This window comes from Neobacillus drentensis, assembly GCF_021560175.1.
GTDB lineage: Bacteria > Bacillota > Bacilli > Bacillales > Cytobacillaceae > Neobacillus > Neobacillus drentensis_A.
Genome location: NZ_CP091110.1, coordinates 336,639 through 354,169, shown reverse-complemented (window position 1 = coordinate 354,169; position 17,531 = coordinate 336,639). Strand labels below are relative to the sequence as shown.

Below are 17,531 nucleotides of genomic sequence, written 5' to 3'. Positions count from 1 at the left end.
ATGAAGCAATCTGTTTTTATTCCCGTAATGGGTAAAGACTTTGAGATCTATTACTTTAACAAAAAATATCATTCCGAAGATCATCTTAAGAAATATAATGAATCAGCAGTGAACTTTTCCCAATTAGAAGAAACTTTATTTCGCCTGCACAGCCATGATGTCTATGAGTTCCTTGTTTTTCTTAGCGGGGAATGTGAGTTCTTCTGTGAGGGAAAGAACTATTTTTTAAAGAGAGGAGATGTGGTGGCCATTCCTCCCTATGCTGTTCATGAGGCTAATGTTAAAGATATTACTCAATATGAACGCATCATTCTTCACATCAGCAGACATATTATGGAGGACTTTTCCTCAAGTTCACCATCGTTGAAAGAGAACATCGTTTATCAAAAGACGCACGGTTCATATGTGCTACACCTCCATTCAAAGTACTTCCAAGAAATGATTTCTTTATTTCATGAAATCATTAATAGAATTAAGAATGATGAAGAGAATTTCTCTTTTACGCTGCATTACCTATTGTTTCAGGCACTGCAAATAATTTTTAATCCTGAAGGCAGTTTGGCAAACCTGAGCATTAAAGATCAGGTAGACCAGAGATTTGTATCTATTCTAGAATACATAGAGCTGCACTTAACGGAGCCGGATTTAAGTTTAGAAAAGGTTTCGAATCATTTCCATTTGAATAAATACTATTTTTCTCATTATTTCAAGAAAAACATGAACCTGCCCTTTTACCGTTATGTATCATTAAAGCGTCTGTCCTACTCTGTCACTTTGATTAAACAAAATGAGTTTTCTATTGAGACGATTGCCATAAAATGCGGTTTTCCTGATTATTCTAGTTTTTACAGGCTCTTTAAAAAAGAGTACAATCTTTCGCCAAAAAATTTGCAAAAAGAATATATAAATTAACACTAAATTTTATACAGCATAGTAGCAAAGATTATAAAAGAGGCCTTCTTTAAGTTCAGAACTCAAAGAAAGTCCTCTATTTTTTGTCTTGCCTATTCTTCCGTAAGTCCATAAAAATCCTGTAATGCTGCTTCACCAGGAATCACTTCTTCTCGCTTTTTAGAATTTGCAATCATGCTATCCTTTTGACCAACCTTGGTTTCAATCCCTGCTTAGATAGCTATTCTAATAGCCATTTTGGCTAAAAGCAGCGTGGGGTCAATCATGTTCATTTCCGTATGAAAATAGGGAAACATAAGCGGGATTTCAGTACAGCATCCTAATACCATCGAAACTCCTTTTAGATGATAATCATTAATGAGTTCATTTAGTTTAGGTACAAATGGGTTGTCCATGATTCCGTCTTTAACATTTTTGATTGCGTGATCAACTATCCCCTGTTCTTGAGAATTTGGAATAATTATTTTAAAGGAAGTGTTTTCGAAGGCCTTTTGGTAAAGCTGAGAATGGATGGTGGTTTCCGTTGCAAGAAGTAAAACTTTATGATTTTTCGGATTTTTATGCATGAGGGACAAAGCTTGAACAGTATTCTCAACCATGCTGTAAAATGGGATAGAAATTGCCTTTTTTACTTCATTAAACCAAATATGTGCTGTATGGCAGGGCGTAATAATGAAGTCCGCGCCACTTTGTTGCAAAAGGTCTGCAGATTTAATGAGTTCGGGTAAGGGACTATGATCTGGTTGATTATTCTAGTTTTTCCTCTGATTGAGATATCCTCGCTCCGTCTTCTGCTTGACCGTTAGACTGCATCCATACTTCAAGGCCTCGTCTACTACTCGCTTCCACTGGAATATGTTTTCAACCAGTTCTCTAACATTGGTAACAATCAACCATTCCAACTAAGAATACTATAACATTTAATAGCTATTAGAAATTCGGGTCGAACCTGTATGATTAACTAGCCACACTCCTGAAAGCACCAAAGCGATTCCTACCAATGTAATAGAATTCAAACTTTCTTTTAAAAATAGGAAACCTGACAAAGTACCAATCACGGGCACCATTAACAAAGAAATGGATGCTTTGCTTGCTTCCATTTTTGAAAGGAGATGAGACCATATGACAAATGCTAATGCAGAAGCCAAAATTCCTGAATATAAAAGGTATACTACAGCCATAAGGCTCCAATGTGACGGACCATGTTCAAAACTAACGGAATACAAAAATAAACCAATAGCTCCCACAGCCATTTGCCAGGTAGTAAATTGAACAGTATCACAGCCTTGTAATTTGGTTTTAAAAATTAAACTCGATAACGCCCATGTTATAGCAGAGCTTAAGGCAAGAATCGGAGCCCAGATCGTTCCTCCAAAGTGAATATCCATTGCTAAAAACAACCCCAGTATCCCAATCAAGATTCCACCTGTCTTACTAGCAGTCAATTTTTCCCCAGGAATGAAATAATGAGCCATAAGTGATAGAAACAATGGCATGCTATAGGTTAGCACGGAAGTAAGCCCCGCGTTTATATAATTTAAAGAAATTTGAATGGCAATGTTAAAATAAGTTGTCTGCAGAAGTCCGCATACGATGTACCATTTTAATTCCCGTTTACCCGGAAGCGGGATTCTTTTAAACCGGGTTAGCCCAAAAAGGACAATGGCTCCAAACAAAAACCGATAGGCAGCAAACAAAACAGGCGGAAACACGTCATTGCCCATTTTCATAATTACAAAATTAAAACCCCAGATTATACATAAGAAAAGTATCATTCCATTCATTACCTGATCCCCCCCCCCCCCCCATTTCTTTTACTATATTAATCTAATAATAATTAAAATTCAAAATTATTAATTTTTGAGACTCCTTCCTACTGTTTATCAAAAAAATCCTTAGCAGTTTTCAAACTGCTAAGGATTTTTTAATGTGCTAAAATTAGCCTGATTATCTTTCCTTAATATCTTCCAGAATTTTTACATCCTTTAGAGGTACCCATTTCTCATAAAAATATTTATCAGTTCTTTCCAAGCTTAGCTCCTTTGCCAATTCAGCATTTGTAGTACCTATACTTACTTTTCCGTCTTTTATTTGTAAACTAACATCAAATGTTCGCCCTTTATACTTTGCATATGGGGTAACTTCGTATACTGTTGAAAACTCACTTTTATCAACTATTTTTACATACGTTGATGAATACTCTTCCTTGAATCCATAATTAACATCTTCCGGGGAGTCAGAGATTAATTCATAAGTAAGATTATCATTTTCATATATTTTATATTCTCTACCATTTAACAACGTATATCGACCTTTTCTTATTTTTTGCATATTGTCCGCCCTTCATTAATCGATTGGTCTAATAGCACTTTTGTAGTGAAATTGGATAGTCTTTAAAAAAATCCTTAGCAGTTTTCAAACCGCTAAGGATGCTTTTAATAGGCTAAATTTCCCTTTTCAAGTTTTGCATTTGTTAAATCAATAAAAAAGTTGACCCTTCCTCTTCCAAAACTATCGACATGGTTTTCGTCGCCTTCACACACCACTACAGGAGAATCATTGATTTCTGTAAAATATTCCATACTATAGCCTGCAGGACTTTTTATTTCAAACACTACGTCCCCATGGATATCCAAACCAATAACTATATCTTGAGACTTTTTATTGATAAGAACTAAGATCCTCTTTTCATTTGGATAATAGGATGCTTGCTTAAGATTTCCTATTGCCTTCTTTTGCACTTTCCCATTATGATTCCACTCAATAACCCCCAATGTTTTATCATAGCTAAAAAGCAAATCACCGTTATATAAGAAGCTATACACTTTTTCAGTAATAAAGTTAGGTCCTGCTTCTACATAAATAATTTCTTTATCTTTCTTTGCCATGGCCAAAATAATATTATCAATTGATTTATTAATCTCATGTTCAAAATACCAGCTTATCTTATTCTGGTCCCAAGTTAATTTATCCACCATTTTAATTAGATACCGCCCTTCATTATTCTATCGTTCTTACGGACACTATTTCTAAATAATCCATCATATTTACACTTCTATCTAATTTAATAAATATCTGACTGGCACCACCTGGCAAATATTTATCTGCATTCACATCAATCTGAGGTCCGACTGGACCTGTCTGAACCGGCAATTCCTTTTTGACCCTATACTCAACAACGACACTGCAATCTGCTTTCCAATCGGACTTTACAGCTAACTTATTCCTCACAAAGTCAACACTTGTAATATGATCCCTTGTGGAGAATCTCCCCGGAGTGGTTAAAGGCTGCCCGGAAGCCAAAGCCATTTGAAAAGTCTCGCCTTCTTTAAGTATTGAATCTTTTGGAACATACCCATCCGGCCATGGCGATTGTTCTTTCACCAATCTAATATAGGCTTCGCTTGCCTCAGAAGTTGTTAAATTCGGATTATTTATTAAAAATTCATCCCACGTATTTTTAGTACCAACTTCTATTGCATCAGCAATTAATTTTAACTCTTCCTCGTTAACTACTCCGCCCATACTGCCTTTCAAATTAACCCCATCAATCTTACTAAGTACATCCTTCAGCTTATTCTCCACCGCATGGCTATTCGCTTCAGGATCATGTACCTTCCCAACATCACCAGTTTCATCCATTACTAAACCGATTTTCCGGGATGAAGTGATGTTTTTTGCCTTTGTAATGGCGTTGTCTACTAATCTAGCTGCCTCAAGAGTATCTTTCGCCAGCTTATTTTTCACAACATTAGATGCATCCTTTACAACAGCCGAAGCATTCTTCAATCGTGTCACAGACTGCCGGCCAGCTGTTGTGATCATATTATCAATGTGAGTGACTCCCTGATGGAAACCCTCCTTAACACCAGTCCTCAAGCCTAGCTGACCGATTGAATCACCCGAATGCGCAAGACGGACAGTACTGCTGAATTTGCTTAAGCCACTCACACCAGGAACAATGTCAAGCGGAGCTAATAATCCGCGGAACCAGCGTTCACCAGTCCCCAGCTCCCTTCCTGAAACCCAATCCTTTCCGGAAACAGCCGAGCTCAATTCCATTGCCCCGTATGCAGCCCCTAAGGCCATTCCTGCCGGCGGACAGATGAGGGTGGCACCGACAATTACTACTAACGCACCCAGCTGTACCCAGAACTCCTTATGTTCTTGTTGGTTTCTAATCGATTCATATTGAAACGCACGGGTATTAAGAGCTGCTTGCTGATACTCTTCCTGAGAAAAAACCTGGTCAGGATTCAGCTCTTTCCACGCATCATACTCCAGCTTCATCTGTTCTCCAAAGAAGTTATCCCCGCTGAATAAATCATCCATACCGACTTCTGTTTTGGGAACGGTAAAGGATTGTGCCGGACCGTAAGCGGCATAGACAAACTGTGTATCTGTGGCGCCAATCCGGTTTTTCGTCGTGTAGTTGGCAATAGTTAAGTCCCGCATTGATTCAACAAAGGCATCCATGTCTTCATAGAATGGCTGATCAATGGTGCGGTCGACGATGTCACCCACCTTGCCAGTGAAACTATGTAATATCTCAAAATTCTCATACAATCCCTGGTATTTGTTTTTCTGGCTCGTGTGATGAAAAGAGATGACCCCGTCACTATCATATTTCGCGATATCGCCTTCTGAATCCTCCAAGTTATCACTTAGATCTTTTAGAGTATCAATCATGCCTTTGCCCCAGCGGCCTAGTCCAATTAAATCCCCTAAACCATCCTTCATTTTTTCCCAATCCGAAGGGATATATTTTACATCCATTCAATCATACCCCCAATTTCGCAATGATTTGTTCAGCTACTGCTTCGTCTGCCTGAATCATCGTATTTAGGATATCAATGACCAATGTCGCCGCACGATTATAGTTGTCATGTAAATCCATTACCCTCTGGTTCGCTTCCGCATAGACTTCCATTGCTTTTTTGGCCTTTCCCTCTTCGTAATAGCCAAGGTTCCCCAACTTTTCAATATTGGGAGCTGCATTGGTCTCTAATTCCATAATGATGCCTTGTAATAACTTATATATTGTCGTAATTTCATCAGGATTAATAGTAATCAACAGACCCGAGCCGCCACCGTCTGTAGCTTTAAGCATAGACCCCTGCCTCCTTATAAGGGAAATCCAGTTCATCAAATAGGACCTTCAAGAACCAATATTGACTAGCATGGTAATATCTCTTATTCACCGTATCGACCATGATTAACTTCTCAACTTTTGTAAATATCAGCCACTGCTGATAATAGTGCCAATTAAATTGATCTCTATGTTCCTCCTTAAGATGGAAGAATTCTAGATTCATTAACATCTCTTCCGGTTCAAAGCTTTCGATCTCACGTCTTTCATGGTTCGATATATCTTTTTTTAGGAATGTTGTTTCCTTTTCCGCCGGTTCTCTGATAATCAGAGGAAAGTGCTCACACAACATTTTTAGCATGATAGCCTTAGAGGTTACCCGCAGCTGGTATTGACCCTGTTCTGCCGTTTCCACCAGAACAATCAGCTCATCGCTCTCCTTCTCTCTAAAAGCAAACATGAGGTTATTAATCCGAACATATTTCTTGCTTTGGTGGTAATTCTCAACGGTTTGGATTATAATTGCCCCGTTTTTTGTAATTTTACCGTCTCCTGCGATGATTCCCTTATCCCTCAGCTGTTCATGGGCCACCTTAAAGACTTCCTCACCCTGCAACTGAAAAATTTCCTTTTCCGGCAGACCAAACAGGACATTCCCCCCAAAAGATGCTGCTAACAGATACAGTTCTGGGGTTGTGAATACGTCTGTAGATGAACTCATCCTAGATTCCTCACTTCTCTTACCGAAGAATCCTGAAGAAAATCATCGAAATAACCTTCAAGGTTGTTTATGGCTTTTGTCTGTTTGGCAACTGCAGATTTCATATCCTTGTGATACTTCTGAATGATTTCAAGATAGGTTAAAAAGGCATCCCTCGATTTTCCGCTCCACTCTGCCGCATGCAGGTAGGAAATTAATTGGTCACATTGGTCATACGTTTTCTCAATCGATTGCTCCAATGCCTTGGCTGCGGCCCGTGCCTCATTTACCTTATCTCCGTCAATTCTAACGCTCCCCACTGATCAATCCCTCCAGTTTCTCTTTTAGCTCCTTTAGTTCCCTTTCCCTTTTAGCCCTTTCATCCTCAGCCTCTTGAATGGCCAAGTTTTTATAATGCACATATCGCTCATATGCTTTATCTTTAGCAGCAACAAGGGACTGCCGCTGCTCTTGATCGAGTTGAAAATACTGCTTTAATTTCGCATTTAATTGTTCACGGCTAATTTCAAAATCATTGGAAGGTATTTCTGAGTTAGATAGATTAGGAACAGTGCCTATATAGGAACTGTAAGCCGAATTAGCTTCGGAAACCTTATGATCATGCTCGGAGATTGCACTTCTCAGTTTTTCGTACAGCTCATGATAATCATCCCGCTTTTTCTCTGTATCGGATTTAAACCAATCAAACACTCGCCTTCACTTCCTCTCTTTTTTGGTAAGGAGCCGCAATTTTAATTTTTTCTGCTCGGCCATGCTGAATGTAATACGCTTCGTACGGAAGTAAGTTCTGTTCTTTATAAGGACGGTTCAAAACTTCTAGAATATTCTGGTCGGTGATCCTACCCACCAAGATACCCGCCTTTTGTTTTTTCACAATGGTAGAAATATCATCGTATTGTCTTTCAATCGCCCCATGTACAGCGCCAATCACAAAGTAAATTCCAACTCTCGCCCCTGTTTCCAGCAATTTTGTTACCGTTGTTTGAGAGGTAAAGGATAGTGATTGGGTTAAAAAGGCAACATCTGTTATCAAAACCACCAGTGGACGTAACTCTTTTAAAAATTCCCTCATTGTCACACGGCCGTCTGTTGCTTGCTGAACCTGACGGAAGGCATCTTCCCTTGTTTCCAGTAATTGCTGCAAACGCTCGATAAAGTCATCCATTTCAATAGCTGTTCCTGCATAAATATTAACACTTTCCTTGTATCCTCTGAATCTCGCAGAAGCATTGTCGATGAGACCAACGTCAATTTGCTCGTTTAAAGAAACACTTGAAACAAGTGTTAAGTACGTTTGCTCTACTTGATCCATTCGGTCACTTAAAATCAATGTAATTTGATCGTCAACAAAACCTAACTCGACCGGCTCTACATTTTCAAAGTCAACTGCAAATGGGATCGCCCCTCTGCTAACCATCGATTTTGCCTCTGGTTTATTGATGAAATTAGTGAAATCAACGGTGTCTGAAACCATCGGAATAGGCATTGGCCTGCTTCCTTTCCAGTCATTCCGCATCGCTTCACATTCCTCTTGAATGTTTTTAATGATTGTCAGAGTATCATCCCCTCTCGAAGGAAGGGCTGTTTGGAAGGAACTTGGCTGCTCTAGCTTCATTAAGCCGCGTCCTGGTAATTCCTCAATGGTTAAATCCGTTCTTCCAACAATGTTACGTACATCGGTTCCATCGATCATATACAGCGCGATTTGATGCTTGATATTCGATAATACTGGTGCTCTCATCGCACTTTGGCGTCCTGCACTAATAATCAGGTGAATACCGACACTGACACCTTCCCTGGCAATCTGTGCGGCTGTTTTCTCAAATTCCTCTCGGTAGCCTGCATCCGTAATCGAGTCGAATGTATCGATGAATAATAGAATCGAAGGGACTTCTTTACCGCTTGCTTGTTCATACATTTCAATGGTGGCCACACCATATTTACTCAATTTTTGCTTCCGTTCCTTTAATTCATTTTGCAGCCTGCGAAGAAGCTTTCCGAGCTTAATTTCCTCATCCACCATAATCGTGTCTGCAACATGTGGCAGCTCCCGGAGCGGCAGCAAGCCATTCGTTCCAAGGTCAATCAGATAAATATGGACTCTTTCCGGATTATGTCGTCTTGCAATGTCCATTGCGACGGTTTGTAAAAAGGTCGACTTTCCATATCCAGGACTTGAGAATACTGCGATATGTCCGTCCTTGCTTAGATTCAAAGTCAATGGCTTTTGTTCTTGCATTTCCGGAAGATCGAGCAAGCCGAAGATGACTTCCAGCGGTTTCTTCTCTTTATCCCATGCGCTTTTGTAATCTACAACATCCAAATCATGAAGATAAATTCTTTCTTCTAAAGGCGGCAGCCATGGTCTAGGAAGTTCTATAATTCCACTTTCTTTTGCAAAGGCATCAATATGGTTTACAACGGCGTCCAGTTCTGTTGGTACTTTTGAAATTTCCTTCCGGCTGGATAAACCACTTAGGTCGTTAGAAAGGATCTCATACTGACCAAGGTCATTAATCGCATAAATGGTGGTGTCCATTAAGTCTTGCTCATTTTTATCCGGAATGTAATCCGCCCCGCTCCAGGCACTTTGGAACAGTTCATAAATTTCATTGTTGCCAACTTGTAAGTAAGCCCTTCCCGGCAGTGTAATTTCAGCCGCATCCGGTGTTTTTAAGATCTCAGTAGAATCACTGGCATTTTGAACTTTTAGCGCCAGCTTAAATTTTGAGTTGGACCATATCTGGTCATCGACAACTCCGCTTGGCTTTTGTGTTGCCAAAATTAAGTGAATTCCTAACGAACGGCCGATCCTTGCTGTAGAAACAAGTTCCTTCATAAAGTCGGGCTGTTCGGATTTAAGTTCCGCGAATTCATCCGAGATTAAGAATAAATGCGGCATCGGCTCACTGGCTTCACCCAATTTATAAAGCTTTTGGTATTGATTAATATGATTTACATCATGCTCAGCGAACAAGCGCTGGCGCTTTTGCAGCTCCGCTTTAATGGAAGCCAGCGCCCTCATTGATTGCGCACCGTCCAGGTTTGTGATGGTTCCTAATAAATGCGGGAGATGTCTAAATAAATTGGCCATCCCGCCGCCTTTATAATCGATTAGCAGAAAGGCGACTTCATGCGGGTGAAAGTTAACGGCAAGCGAGATAATGTATGATTGAATAATTTCCGACTTACCGGAGCCAGTAGTCCCTGCGACCAATCCATGCGGACCATGGGCTTTTTCATGCAGGTTTAAGTAGACCATATCCTCTTTTCCTCTTAAGCCGAGCGGTACTGCTAGGCTTTTATATGTTTCATTTGCGGCCCAGCGCTCATGAATACGAAGCTCTTGAACCTTCTTCACACCATACATTTCTAAGAAGGGGACACTTTCGGGAATGGAGTTCCTTAAGCTTTGTAAATGATTAAGGGGAGACAATGCTCTGGATAAATCCTCTTTATTAAAATCATCTCGAAGATGATCAGGTCTGAACCCTCGATTAACCAGTTCTCCCTGTTCGAGCAGGATATTGCCGGTTTGAGCATCCCGAAAATCAATCACGGTTTTTACATGCTCTGGGAGCGACTGCATGACATCCTGTACAAACACGAGCGAAACCCCAAGTTCACTAGGATCCTCATTAAAATACTCCATGACCGAATGATCCAGGATCAATTTTTCATCGGTAATCAGGACAACAAAATGGGGAGAAAAATAGATTTTTTCACTGTTATTCGTCCGATCATCTACAGCCTGTTTCCGCTCTTTTACTATTTGATAAAGAGAATTTAACACTTGGTCACGGGAGCGCTCATGGTAAACAAACCCGCGGACATTGATATCCCTTAGGCTCGCATGCGGAAGCCAGCGCATCCAATCCCATTTCGCCTTCTCCTCTTCTGGGAAAATCGTGACAAACTGCAGGTCATGATAACTATGGAAAAGAGCAGTCTGCATGACAAGCAGCTGCAGTTGCTCAATAACAAGGCGGCGCTGCCCGATGTAGCCAACTGGTCCCCTCATCAAAGAGGTGACAACTGGTACATCATCCAATGTGAGATACTGCCCCCTTAAGCTGCTGGCTGCTTCGACAAGTTCATCCTTTTCAAGGGTAAATTCTTCTAAATTGAATTCAATCTCAAAGCTAGAATCAACCCTCCCTAGTCCGACACGAAACATCAGAAAGTCATGATGGAACCTTGTCTTTTCATATATTCGGGAATGGACACTTCTGGCCATATCACGAATTTGACTGGCGTCTGGAAAATGGTAGTTCAGGGCATGCCGCTGTTCTTCGCTTGCTTGATAGAATTCATGAGCCTTCTGCTTCAAGTAATCTTGATAACCCAGGTCCCGTTCCTTCAAATTCAAACGATAGTGTTTCAGGCTTTTTAAATAGGATGTAATAGAAAAAATAACCGTTGTAATCGTCATAGCCAACATCGCGATGATATAAAAACCATTAGTCTGAAATATAGACACAACCACCATGGCCGCAATCATGACAAGAGGTGGTACAATGACACGTGCCAGCTGTTCACTCGGTTTTACAGGTTTAGGAGAAGGTTTGGCGATTTTCCGTTTATCCTCCGGTTCCCGATAAATAATCCGTGGGGAACGGTGAAAATCAGGATAATTACTGTCAAAGCCTCGATGAATCCCAAACAATTCCGTTAGTTTTATATCTTTAATGACTTCTGTTCCAAGAACACGAATATCACCGGCGCCAATTTTTACGATTAACCCGGCAAAAAATACTTCATCCCCAGGTTCCAAAACTGCATTCCTGCCTGCAATAGCAAAGTTGTGATAAACCTCTCCGTCATAGACTTCTAGTTTAAAAGGTTCTCCAAGCTCCTCACGGATGAATGCCAAATCGACGGTAGTGTTATCTAAGACTACATCATCATAATCATTTGCACCCACGGTAATACTGCGGCACTGAGTGATATCAAACACCGGCCACTCTTTTTCTTCCTTCAAATAGATGGTTATTAAATCATCTCGATGCTTCATTTCTAGACGATCATTAACCCTCAGCTGGTTTTCGGCCATTTTGCAAACTTCACCATCCCAATCCAGGTCAATGGCTGAATCCAATTCTGAAAAGGTAATCGTGTCAGTCCAATCAGGGCCAACCGATATATGCTTCGGTTCATTCTTATTTAAATGGCATTTATGCAATTGGTCTCTATAGCTAATCAGCAATAGGCGATGTGCCATCTTTCTCTTCCTCTCTATCTGCCGAGTCCAGATTACTCTACTTTTTATTCTCAGCTGGTTTTGTCTTTTCACTAGTTTCAGGACTAGTTTTTCCTTCTTGATTCGTTACCTCCCCGCTTTGCTGTTCTTGTACCGCAGCAGCAGGTTCGGTGCTTTCCTCGTTTACTAACGAATCCAGTCCATATTTGTCAGCGTAGGTGTCATATTGATCCTGATAGTGCTGTACTTTCTTTTCCCGCTCTGTACCGCTTAATTCAGGGTCATTCTTTGCCTTTTCCATTTGCTTAATCAGACCATACATAATCAGCTGTGGGTCATCGATATACTTGGCAAGGTCAATCGTACGATTAAAGTCGCCCCGGCCGTTGTATATCCAATACAACAAATAATTAGGATCACTTTTGATACTAATATTTTTTATAATGGCTTCTTTTTGCTCATCGGAGAGAGGTTCTGATTCAATATAGGAATAGGCGAGAACGTATTTACTCGTATCAGGAAGTTTCTCTGGATTTTGACCTTCTAAATCAGTAATAACCTCTGCATAATTTAAGGCTAGAAAAGCTCGATGTGCATCTAATAGATGTCCTTGAAAGGGTATTTTCACAAAACCGAGATAGGCTAATGGCACAGCCAATAAAACCGAAAGCGCGAGCATGGTAAAAGTTAACTGTCTAAAAAGACGAAACCTCTTCTTCGGTACGATTTGCAGACTCTTTTCAGCTGCTTTTTTTTCTTCTATGTATTTGGCGTTTAATAGTTTAATTAATGCGTCAAGATCCTCTGTTTCTATCACCTGGCGTTCGAATTCGGTATCCTTCGCCTGGTGTAAAGATCCAGCGTAAAGCTCATCATAACTATATTTCTTTGAAAACAAAGCAATGACCAAGCATTTATATTGGAGGGTAAAGTTCTTTTCATCAAGATGATAAGGGGGGACTAAATCCCGGATACCTCGATAGACTAGAGACGGGATCAAATTATCGTCAACAATCAAATGATCCGGATGAAGGAAGAAGGTGATACGCGTGGTTAGACATTTTTTAAAGCGAGCCACATTACACAACAAGCGTAACTTATCTTTCCGATTCAGCTTTCGTATATCTTCCCAGGTATTTGCTCGTGGATCGACGGTAAAGGAAAAGGTAAACAAATCCGCTTCCTCTGTGACAAATGAAGGTACAAATAGGGCGGTGTCGTTATTCATCAATGCCATTTGACGAATCTCCTTCACTCGCGTTTGCGATTTCGGCAGTTTTAATTGCCAATGACCCTCACTAATGTGGAACTGAAACTTTAGTGACTCCATTTTGATTAGTTTTTCTTCCATGTTTTCCTTCTCCTTTAGCTTTTCAAAACTAGTAATATATCGCCATTTGTCACCGGATGGTCCACAAGTCGATCATCATCCGCAAGCAGCAGTTCCTTGTCTGTAATCTTTATGGAAAAAAGAATGGCCTTATCAATATCAAGCTGCAATGTTTCTATTAAGTTTCCAAGCAGTTGTTTAATCGGCTGGTGTAAAGGGATTCTAACGTCATATCTCCCTTTACACCACACATTAAAATCAACTGTCACATTTACATGTGTTCCTCTAGACATGTCATTCTCCCTCTATTCAAGCATTTTCCTCATCATGACAAAAATCCCCCCGCAGCAGGCTGCAACGAGTCCAATCAAAGCGGGAATGATTCTATCACTGATCAGTCCGCCGTCCTTTTTTGTATCTTGGGCGGAGGCCTCCGCATATTGAACGGTATAATTACTCGAAAACAGCGTATTTTTCGTATCCTTTAATGCAGTATTTGGTTTACTCGGCTGAACAAAGAGCTTCTGTTCTAAGTTCTCTGTAGCTTTTTCAGACTCTAATTGTTTAGTATTAATGGCTGCCCGAGTTTGTTCTTTGAACAATTCGGGCGCCACTTTTTCTAATTCTGTTTCTTTATGATTCTCATTTCCGATTGTAGAATCTTGACCGATACGGTCAGTTTTTAACAGCATTTTTCCAGTATCATCCGCTGCGAAGGAATGAGTTGAAAATACCGGAAAACAACCTAGTAAAAGGACCAGAATACTAAAGACTTTCACTAACGCCTTCATGGATTACCTCCTCGTTTTTACCGAAACGATGGGTGACGAATAGATGACCAACAAGGCTCATTACGGTTACAGCAACTAAGCTAAAAATGAGGGTCCTGCTGCCTGCTGCTCCACTGCCGAACTTCATTAACCATGTCTCGATGTATTGCAGCGGTGAATAATCCCTCAACTGAGCTGCAAAGGAGGATGGATCGAAGTGCAGTCCGATCGCATCTGTTAAAAATAAATACAAACTGAGGATGACCAATAAGACAAACATTCCAGCCATCTTTAATTGACGTAATAAATAGGTACTTGCTAATAGCATTGCTGCCATAATCAATGTAATCATTGCGACCCAGAGTAAAAATTTTCCCTCATTAATTTCCAAAAAGTAGCCGGAAAGCAAACCAATGACTAGTCCTTCGACGAGACCAATACTTGCCGTGATGATGGTCATCGGTGTATTTTGCCTTACTAATGTCTGCTCTTCAGCAAATGAATCATTATTAAGCCTTTTCCGTTCATGATTAGCTAAGACATACGCAGTAAACAATGAGACGATAAAACATATTAATACAACGAAATACGGTGTAAATGTATCATCACTCGCCATCATCAGACCCGCATTTTTCGTTTGAACTGGTTTAGATAGGAAGTTTAAAAGATTTTCATTCGGCCGTTCACCAATCCGGCTATTAGCCAGTACTCCTGCGAAATTAGCAGCAAAATTCTTGTCTTTGAGCGTTTTATCGGTGAGATTAGTAGATAAATCATCTGCCTGCTTCACTAAATTGGCTCCGCTGGCTTGAATATTCTTCGCCTGATGATCGATTGTCTCAAAGGTTTGGTAAACATGGTCGGCTGAATTCAAATTATTCTTGGATTGATCCGCCAGTAAAAGGCTTGATTCCAGTAAAGAACCTAGTTGACTATCAAGCGAAACAACGACACTTTGTTCTTCATTACCATTAAGTAAAATTTTTGACTGCGCATCCTGCAAATTCAAACTCTCTCCGCGCCATTTGGATAAATCCTCAAGGGTTTTTGTAAGAGTTGTATTTTGGAGCTCCGCTTGGGCGATCGTTTGATTAATCTTATCTGCCATTTGCATCGAATGATCGTTAGCGTCGTTGACAAGACTTAAATAGGTATCCATTTTACTCTTCCATTCTTCTGTTTGCTGCTTCATTTCCTCTGTTGTTTGCTCAGCAACATAATTAGCTAATATATCTACGATATCTTGCTTATTAAATAAATAGTAAAGCGAATCCTCTGACGCTATATCGCTTAAACTACTCTGATCCAGCTGGTCAACTAAATCAGGACGATTAAACTGATCGCTCCCTATTCCAAAATAAAGATTGTAAAGTGACATCAACTTTTGATAGTCACTGATTGTAGCGCTTGATGAATTGACTAAAACGTTGGAAGAGTCCGTTATAAGCGGTGACATCACTTGATGGGTAATATGATTATTGACGATCTTTATTTTAATAATGGAATTTGATGGATCATTACTTTGATTATTGTTAGCTTCGTCTGGAATAGCCGTATGATCCTGATTTTCAGTCCCTGTTTCCCCAGTACTTGGGGTATCAGTATTCTTTAGACTTGCAGCATCGATTTGCGGCATTAGATTACCTGACTCAGTGGCCGCTATGTTATTTGTCGGTTCAGCCGTATCTGAAGACTGTTCAGTTGTCGTTTGATTTTGCTCTGATGTTTCAGATATTTCCGGTGTTATAGGAGTATCAACAGCTGTGACATCCTTTTGCTCCAAGTTCCAATTCCATGTAATAGGTTGAAACACATCCACTTTCTTATCTGCTTCTTTCAATTTCACCTTTACTTTGACGGTAAAGGATCCTTCTTCAGTTTTAGGCAGATTGATCTTATTATTTGCTGCAAAAGGCTCGGTATAGCCCATTTCGTTACTGTTAGGCAATGCCAATATCACTTGGGTAACGGAAAATTCCTTAGGTATCGATAAGGTAAACTCCTGTCCGTCCTTTTTATCCTCTGGCAGTGTTACCGTATCAGTCAGCACTACGCCATCATTGATTAAACTGTTTTTAATTCGTTCCACCTGGTCTGCTAATGGAATACTATCTGAATTACGGTTTGGATTAAAGTTAAACTCCCGATTATATTTGTTGGTGAAGGCCATCACATTCTTAAGCTGTGTGATGGTTTCATCTTTTAATGGCAGACCAATTAAGTCCTCTGGGTTAAGAGACGGAAGCTGGTTAATTTGCCTTTGAATAGCGTTACGCGCAGTCACATCTGGTTGTGCAAAAAAGCCACTTAGGTTCACAGTATGCTCACCATCAGATGAATTTTTGATTTCCTTCAGTACCTGATCACGAATGGAAGTCTGCATATCTGCAGCTAGTTTATCCGCTAACTCTGTATCGGCCTTCTCTATTTCTGCCTTTGTGTTCGTTAGGTACGATTGAAGGGCAGCTGCTTCAGACAAAATATTGGCGGATTGATCCTCATTCGTGTGAAACTGCTCATTGATTGCTTTGTTTGCGGCCATTAAGCCCTCAAGCTGCTGAAGTACACTCCCATCATTCATCTGGCTATCAAGAGCCATTAACTGCTCGGAAAAGCCTTTGGAATCAAGGGCATTAGCGGCTTGTAAATTCGTAAAATCCTTGAAGCTGGACTGATAGATATTGCCTGTTTGCACTCCCTGGCCTATGTTATTTTCAAAACCCTTTAGGAGATTCTGTAAGCCTTGAAAACTATCTTTTGACACCTTGGTGTTCGTTTGAACCGCTCCAAATTGCGAGGTATAACCAGCTAATGGACGATGAACGGAATTGTTATAGACATTCGTGTAAAATTGTTCCTTTTGAACGAGTGTACCGATATTGTCTTGTGCCTCATGTAAATTTCCAAGGACACTGGCAAAATAAACATCTATAATGCGGCGATTAAATTCCCCTAAGATGGAGCTCGCCGTTTTTTCTGCTGCTGCTTTTAGATTACTATTATCGGTTGCATTAATTTTATAGTTCACAACAACCTGCTCTGGTGTTTTTGATTCGATTGACAATGCCTTTTTTGTAAAGTCATTCGGAATGACAATCACCATATTATAGACATTACGCTTTAGACCATTTTCTGCGACCCCTCTGCTGACAACAAACCAGTCCTGCTGGTCATCTTTTTCAATATTCTTTATAAATTCATTACCAAATTGATAGTTATCACCGTTAAATTCTGCCCCTTGGTCCTCATTGACCAAGGCGACCGTCATTTTTGGGTCATCCTCGTTATCTTTGCTTTTGGATGCTTGATTCAGCGCCAAATAAGTAATTCCCGATGCGAGTACAAGCACGAAAATAAGAAATAATAAGACACTACGCTCCATTTTTTTCATCCAACCAACCCCTGAATTTGACTCATCAATATAAATGAATAATTGCTGTTAATCCCTAACTTTAAAGAGCAAAAGCCACACAACAATTGTCGCGTGGCTTTTGGCCATTCGTTATTTC

At 40.2% G+C, this 17,531-nt stretch carries 14 protein-coding genes and 1 pseudogene; 1 reads left to right on the top strand and 14 read right to left on the bottom strand.

Features of this window, described 5'->3' with window-relative positions; all coding sequences use genetic code 11:
* Positions 1–912, top strand: coding sequence for a helix-turn-helix domain-containing protein (locus L1999_RS01765; RefSeq protein ID WP_235741979.1), 912 nt, complete (start codon positions 1–3; stop codon positions 910–912).
* Positions 913–1,124: 212 nt separating this feature from the next.
* Here the strand turns inward: L1999_RS01765 and L1999_RS01760 are convergent.
* The 14 genes and pseudogenes from L1999_RS01760 to esaA all read right to left on the bottom strand — a co-directional run.
* Positions 1,125–1,634, bottom strand: a pseudogene (locus L1999_RS01760) (aspartate/glutamate racemase family protein); the annotation flags it as partial.
* Between the two features lie 198 nt (positions 1,635–1,832).
* The gene (locus tag L1999_RS01755; RefSeq protein ID WP_235741977.1) at positions 1,833–2,696 is read right to left on the bottom strand and encodes a DMT family transporter; all 864 of its coding nucleotides are present in this window, start codon (positions 2,694–2,696) and stop codon (positions 1,833–1,835) included.
* Positions 2,697–2,859: 163 nt separating this feature from the next.
* Complete coding sequence (locus L1999_RS01750) at positions 2,860–3,243, bottom strand: hypothetical protein (RefSeq protein ID WP_235741976.1); 384 nt, start codon at positions 3,241–3,243, stop codon at positions 2,860–2,862.
* A 104-nt stretch (positions 3,244–3,347) separates the two neighbouring features.
* Positions 3,348–3,890, bottom strand: coding sequence for a hypothetical protein (locus tag L1999_RS01745; protein WP_235741975.1), 543 nt, complete (start codon positions 3,888–3,890; stop codon positions 3,348–3,350).
* A 22-nt stretch (positions 3,891–3,912) separates the two neighbouring features.
* Positions 3,913–5,688 (bottom strand): hypothetical protein, encoded by a 1,776-nt coding sequence (locus L1999_RS01740; protein WP_235741974.1) that lies wholly within the window; start codon positions 5,686–5,688, stop codon positions 3,913–3,915.
* A gap of 4 nt (positions 5,689–5,692) precedes the next feature.
* Positions 5,693–6,022, bottom strand: a complete 330-nt coding sequence (locus L1999_RS01735; protein WP_235741973.1) for a hypothetical protein — start codon at positions 6,020–6,022, stop codon at positions 5,693–5,695.
* Positions 6,015–6,722, bottom strand: a complete 708-nt coding sequence (locus L1999_RS01730; RefSeq protein WP_235741972.1) for a DUF5081 family protein — start codon at positions 6,720–6,722, stop codon at positions 6,015–6,017. Before L1999_RS01730 ends, L1999_RS01735 begins: the two co-directional genes overlap by 8 nt.
* A complete protein-coding gene (locus tag L1999_RS01725) occupies positions 6,719–7,021 on the bottom strand; it encodes a WXG100 family type VII secretion target (RefSeq protein ID WP_235741971.1) in 303 nt (100 codons plus the stop codon). Before L1999_RS01725 ends, L1999_RS01730 begins: the two co-directional genes overlap by 4 nt.
* Positions 7,008–7,412: a chorismate synthase gene (locus L1999_RS01720; protein WP_235741970.1), complete on the bottom strand. Its 405-nt coding sequence runs from the start codon at positions 7,410–7,412 to the stop codon at positions 7,008–7,010. The genes L1999_RS01725 and L1999_RS01720 overlap by 14 nt, the downstream gene beginning before the upstream one ends.
* Positions 7,405–11,943, bottom strand: a complete 4,539-nt coding sequence (gene essC, locus L1999_RS01715; protein WP_235741969.1) for a type VII secretion protein EssC — start codon at positions 11,941–11,943, stop codon at positions 7,405–7,407. Before essC ends, L1999_RS01720 begins: the two co-directional genes overlap by 8 nt.
* 37 nt (positions 11,944–11,980) lie before the next feature.
* A complete protein-coding gene (gene essB / locus L1999_RS01710) occupies positions 11,981–13,273 on the bottom strand; it encodes a type VII secretion protein EssB (RefSeq protein ID WP_235741968.1) in 1,293 nt (430 codons plus the stop codon).
* A gap of 14 nt (positions 13,274–13,287) precedes the next feature.
* Entirely contained in the window at positions 13,288–13,545 is a 258-nt protein-coding gene (locus L1999_RS01705) for an EsaB/YukD family protein (protein WP_235741967.1), read from the bottom strand.
* A gap of 12 nt (positions 13,546–13,557) precedes the next feature.
* Entirely contained in the window at positions 13,558–14,043 is a 486-nt protein-coding gene (gene essA, locus L1999_RS01700; protein ID WP_235741966.1) for a type VII secretion protein EssA, read from the bottom strand.
* Positions 14,018–17,413 carry a type VII secretion protein EsaA gene (esaA, locus tag L1999_RS01695; RefSeq protein WP_235741965.1) on the bottom strand — a complete coding sequence of 1,132 codons (3,396 nt, stop codon included), beginning with the start codon at positions 17,411–17,413 and terminating at the stop codon, positions 14,018–14,020. The genes essA and esaA overlap by 26 nt, the downstream gene beginning before the upstream one ends.
* Between the last annotated feature and the right edge of the window lie 118 nt (positions 17,414–17,531).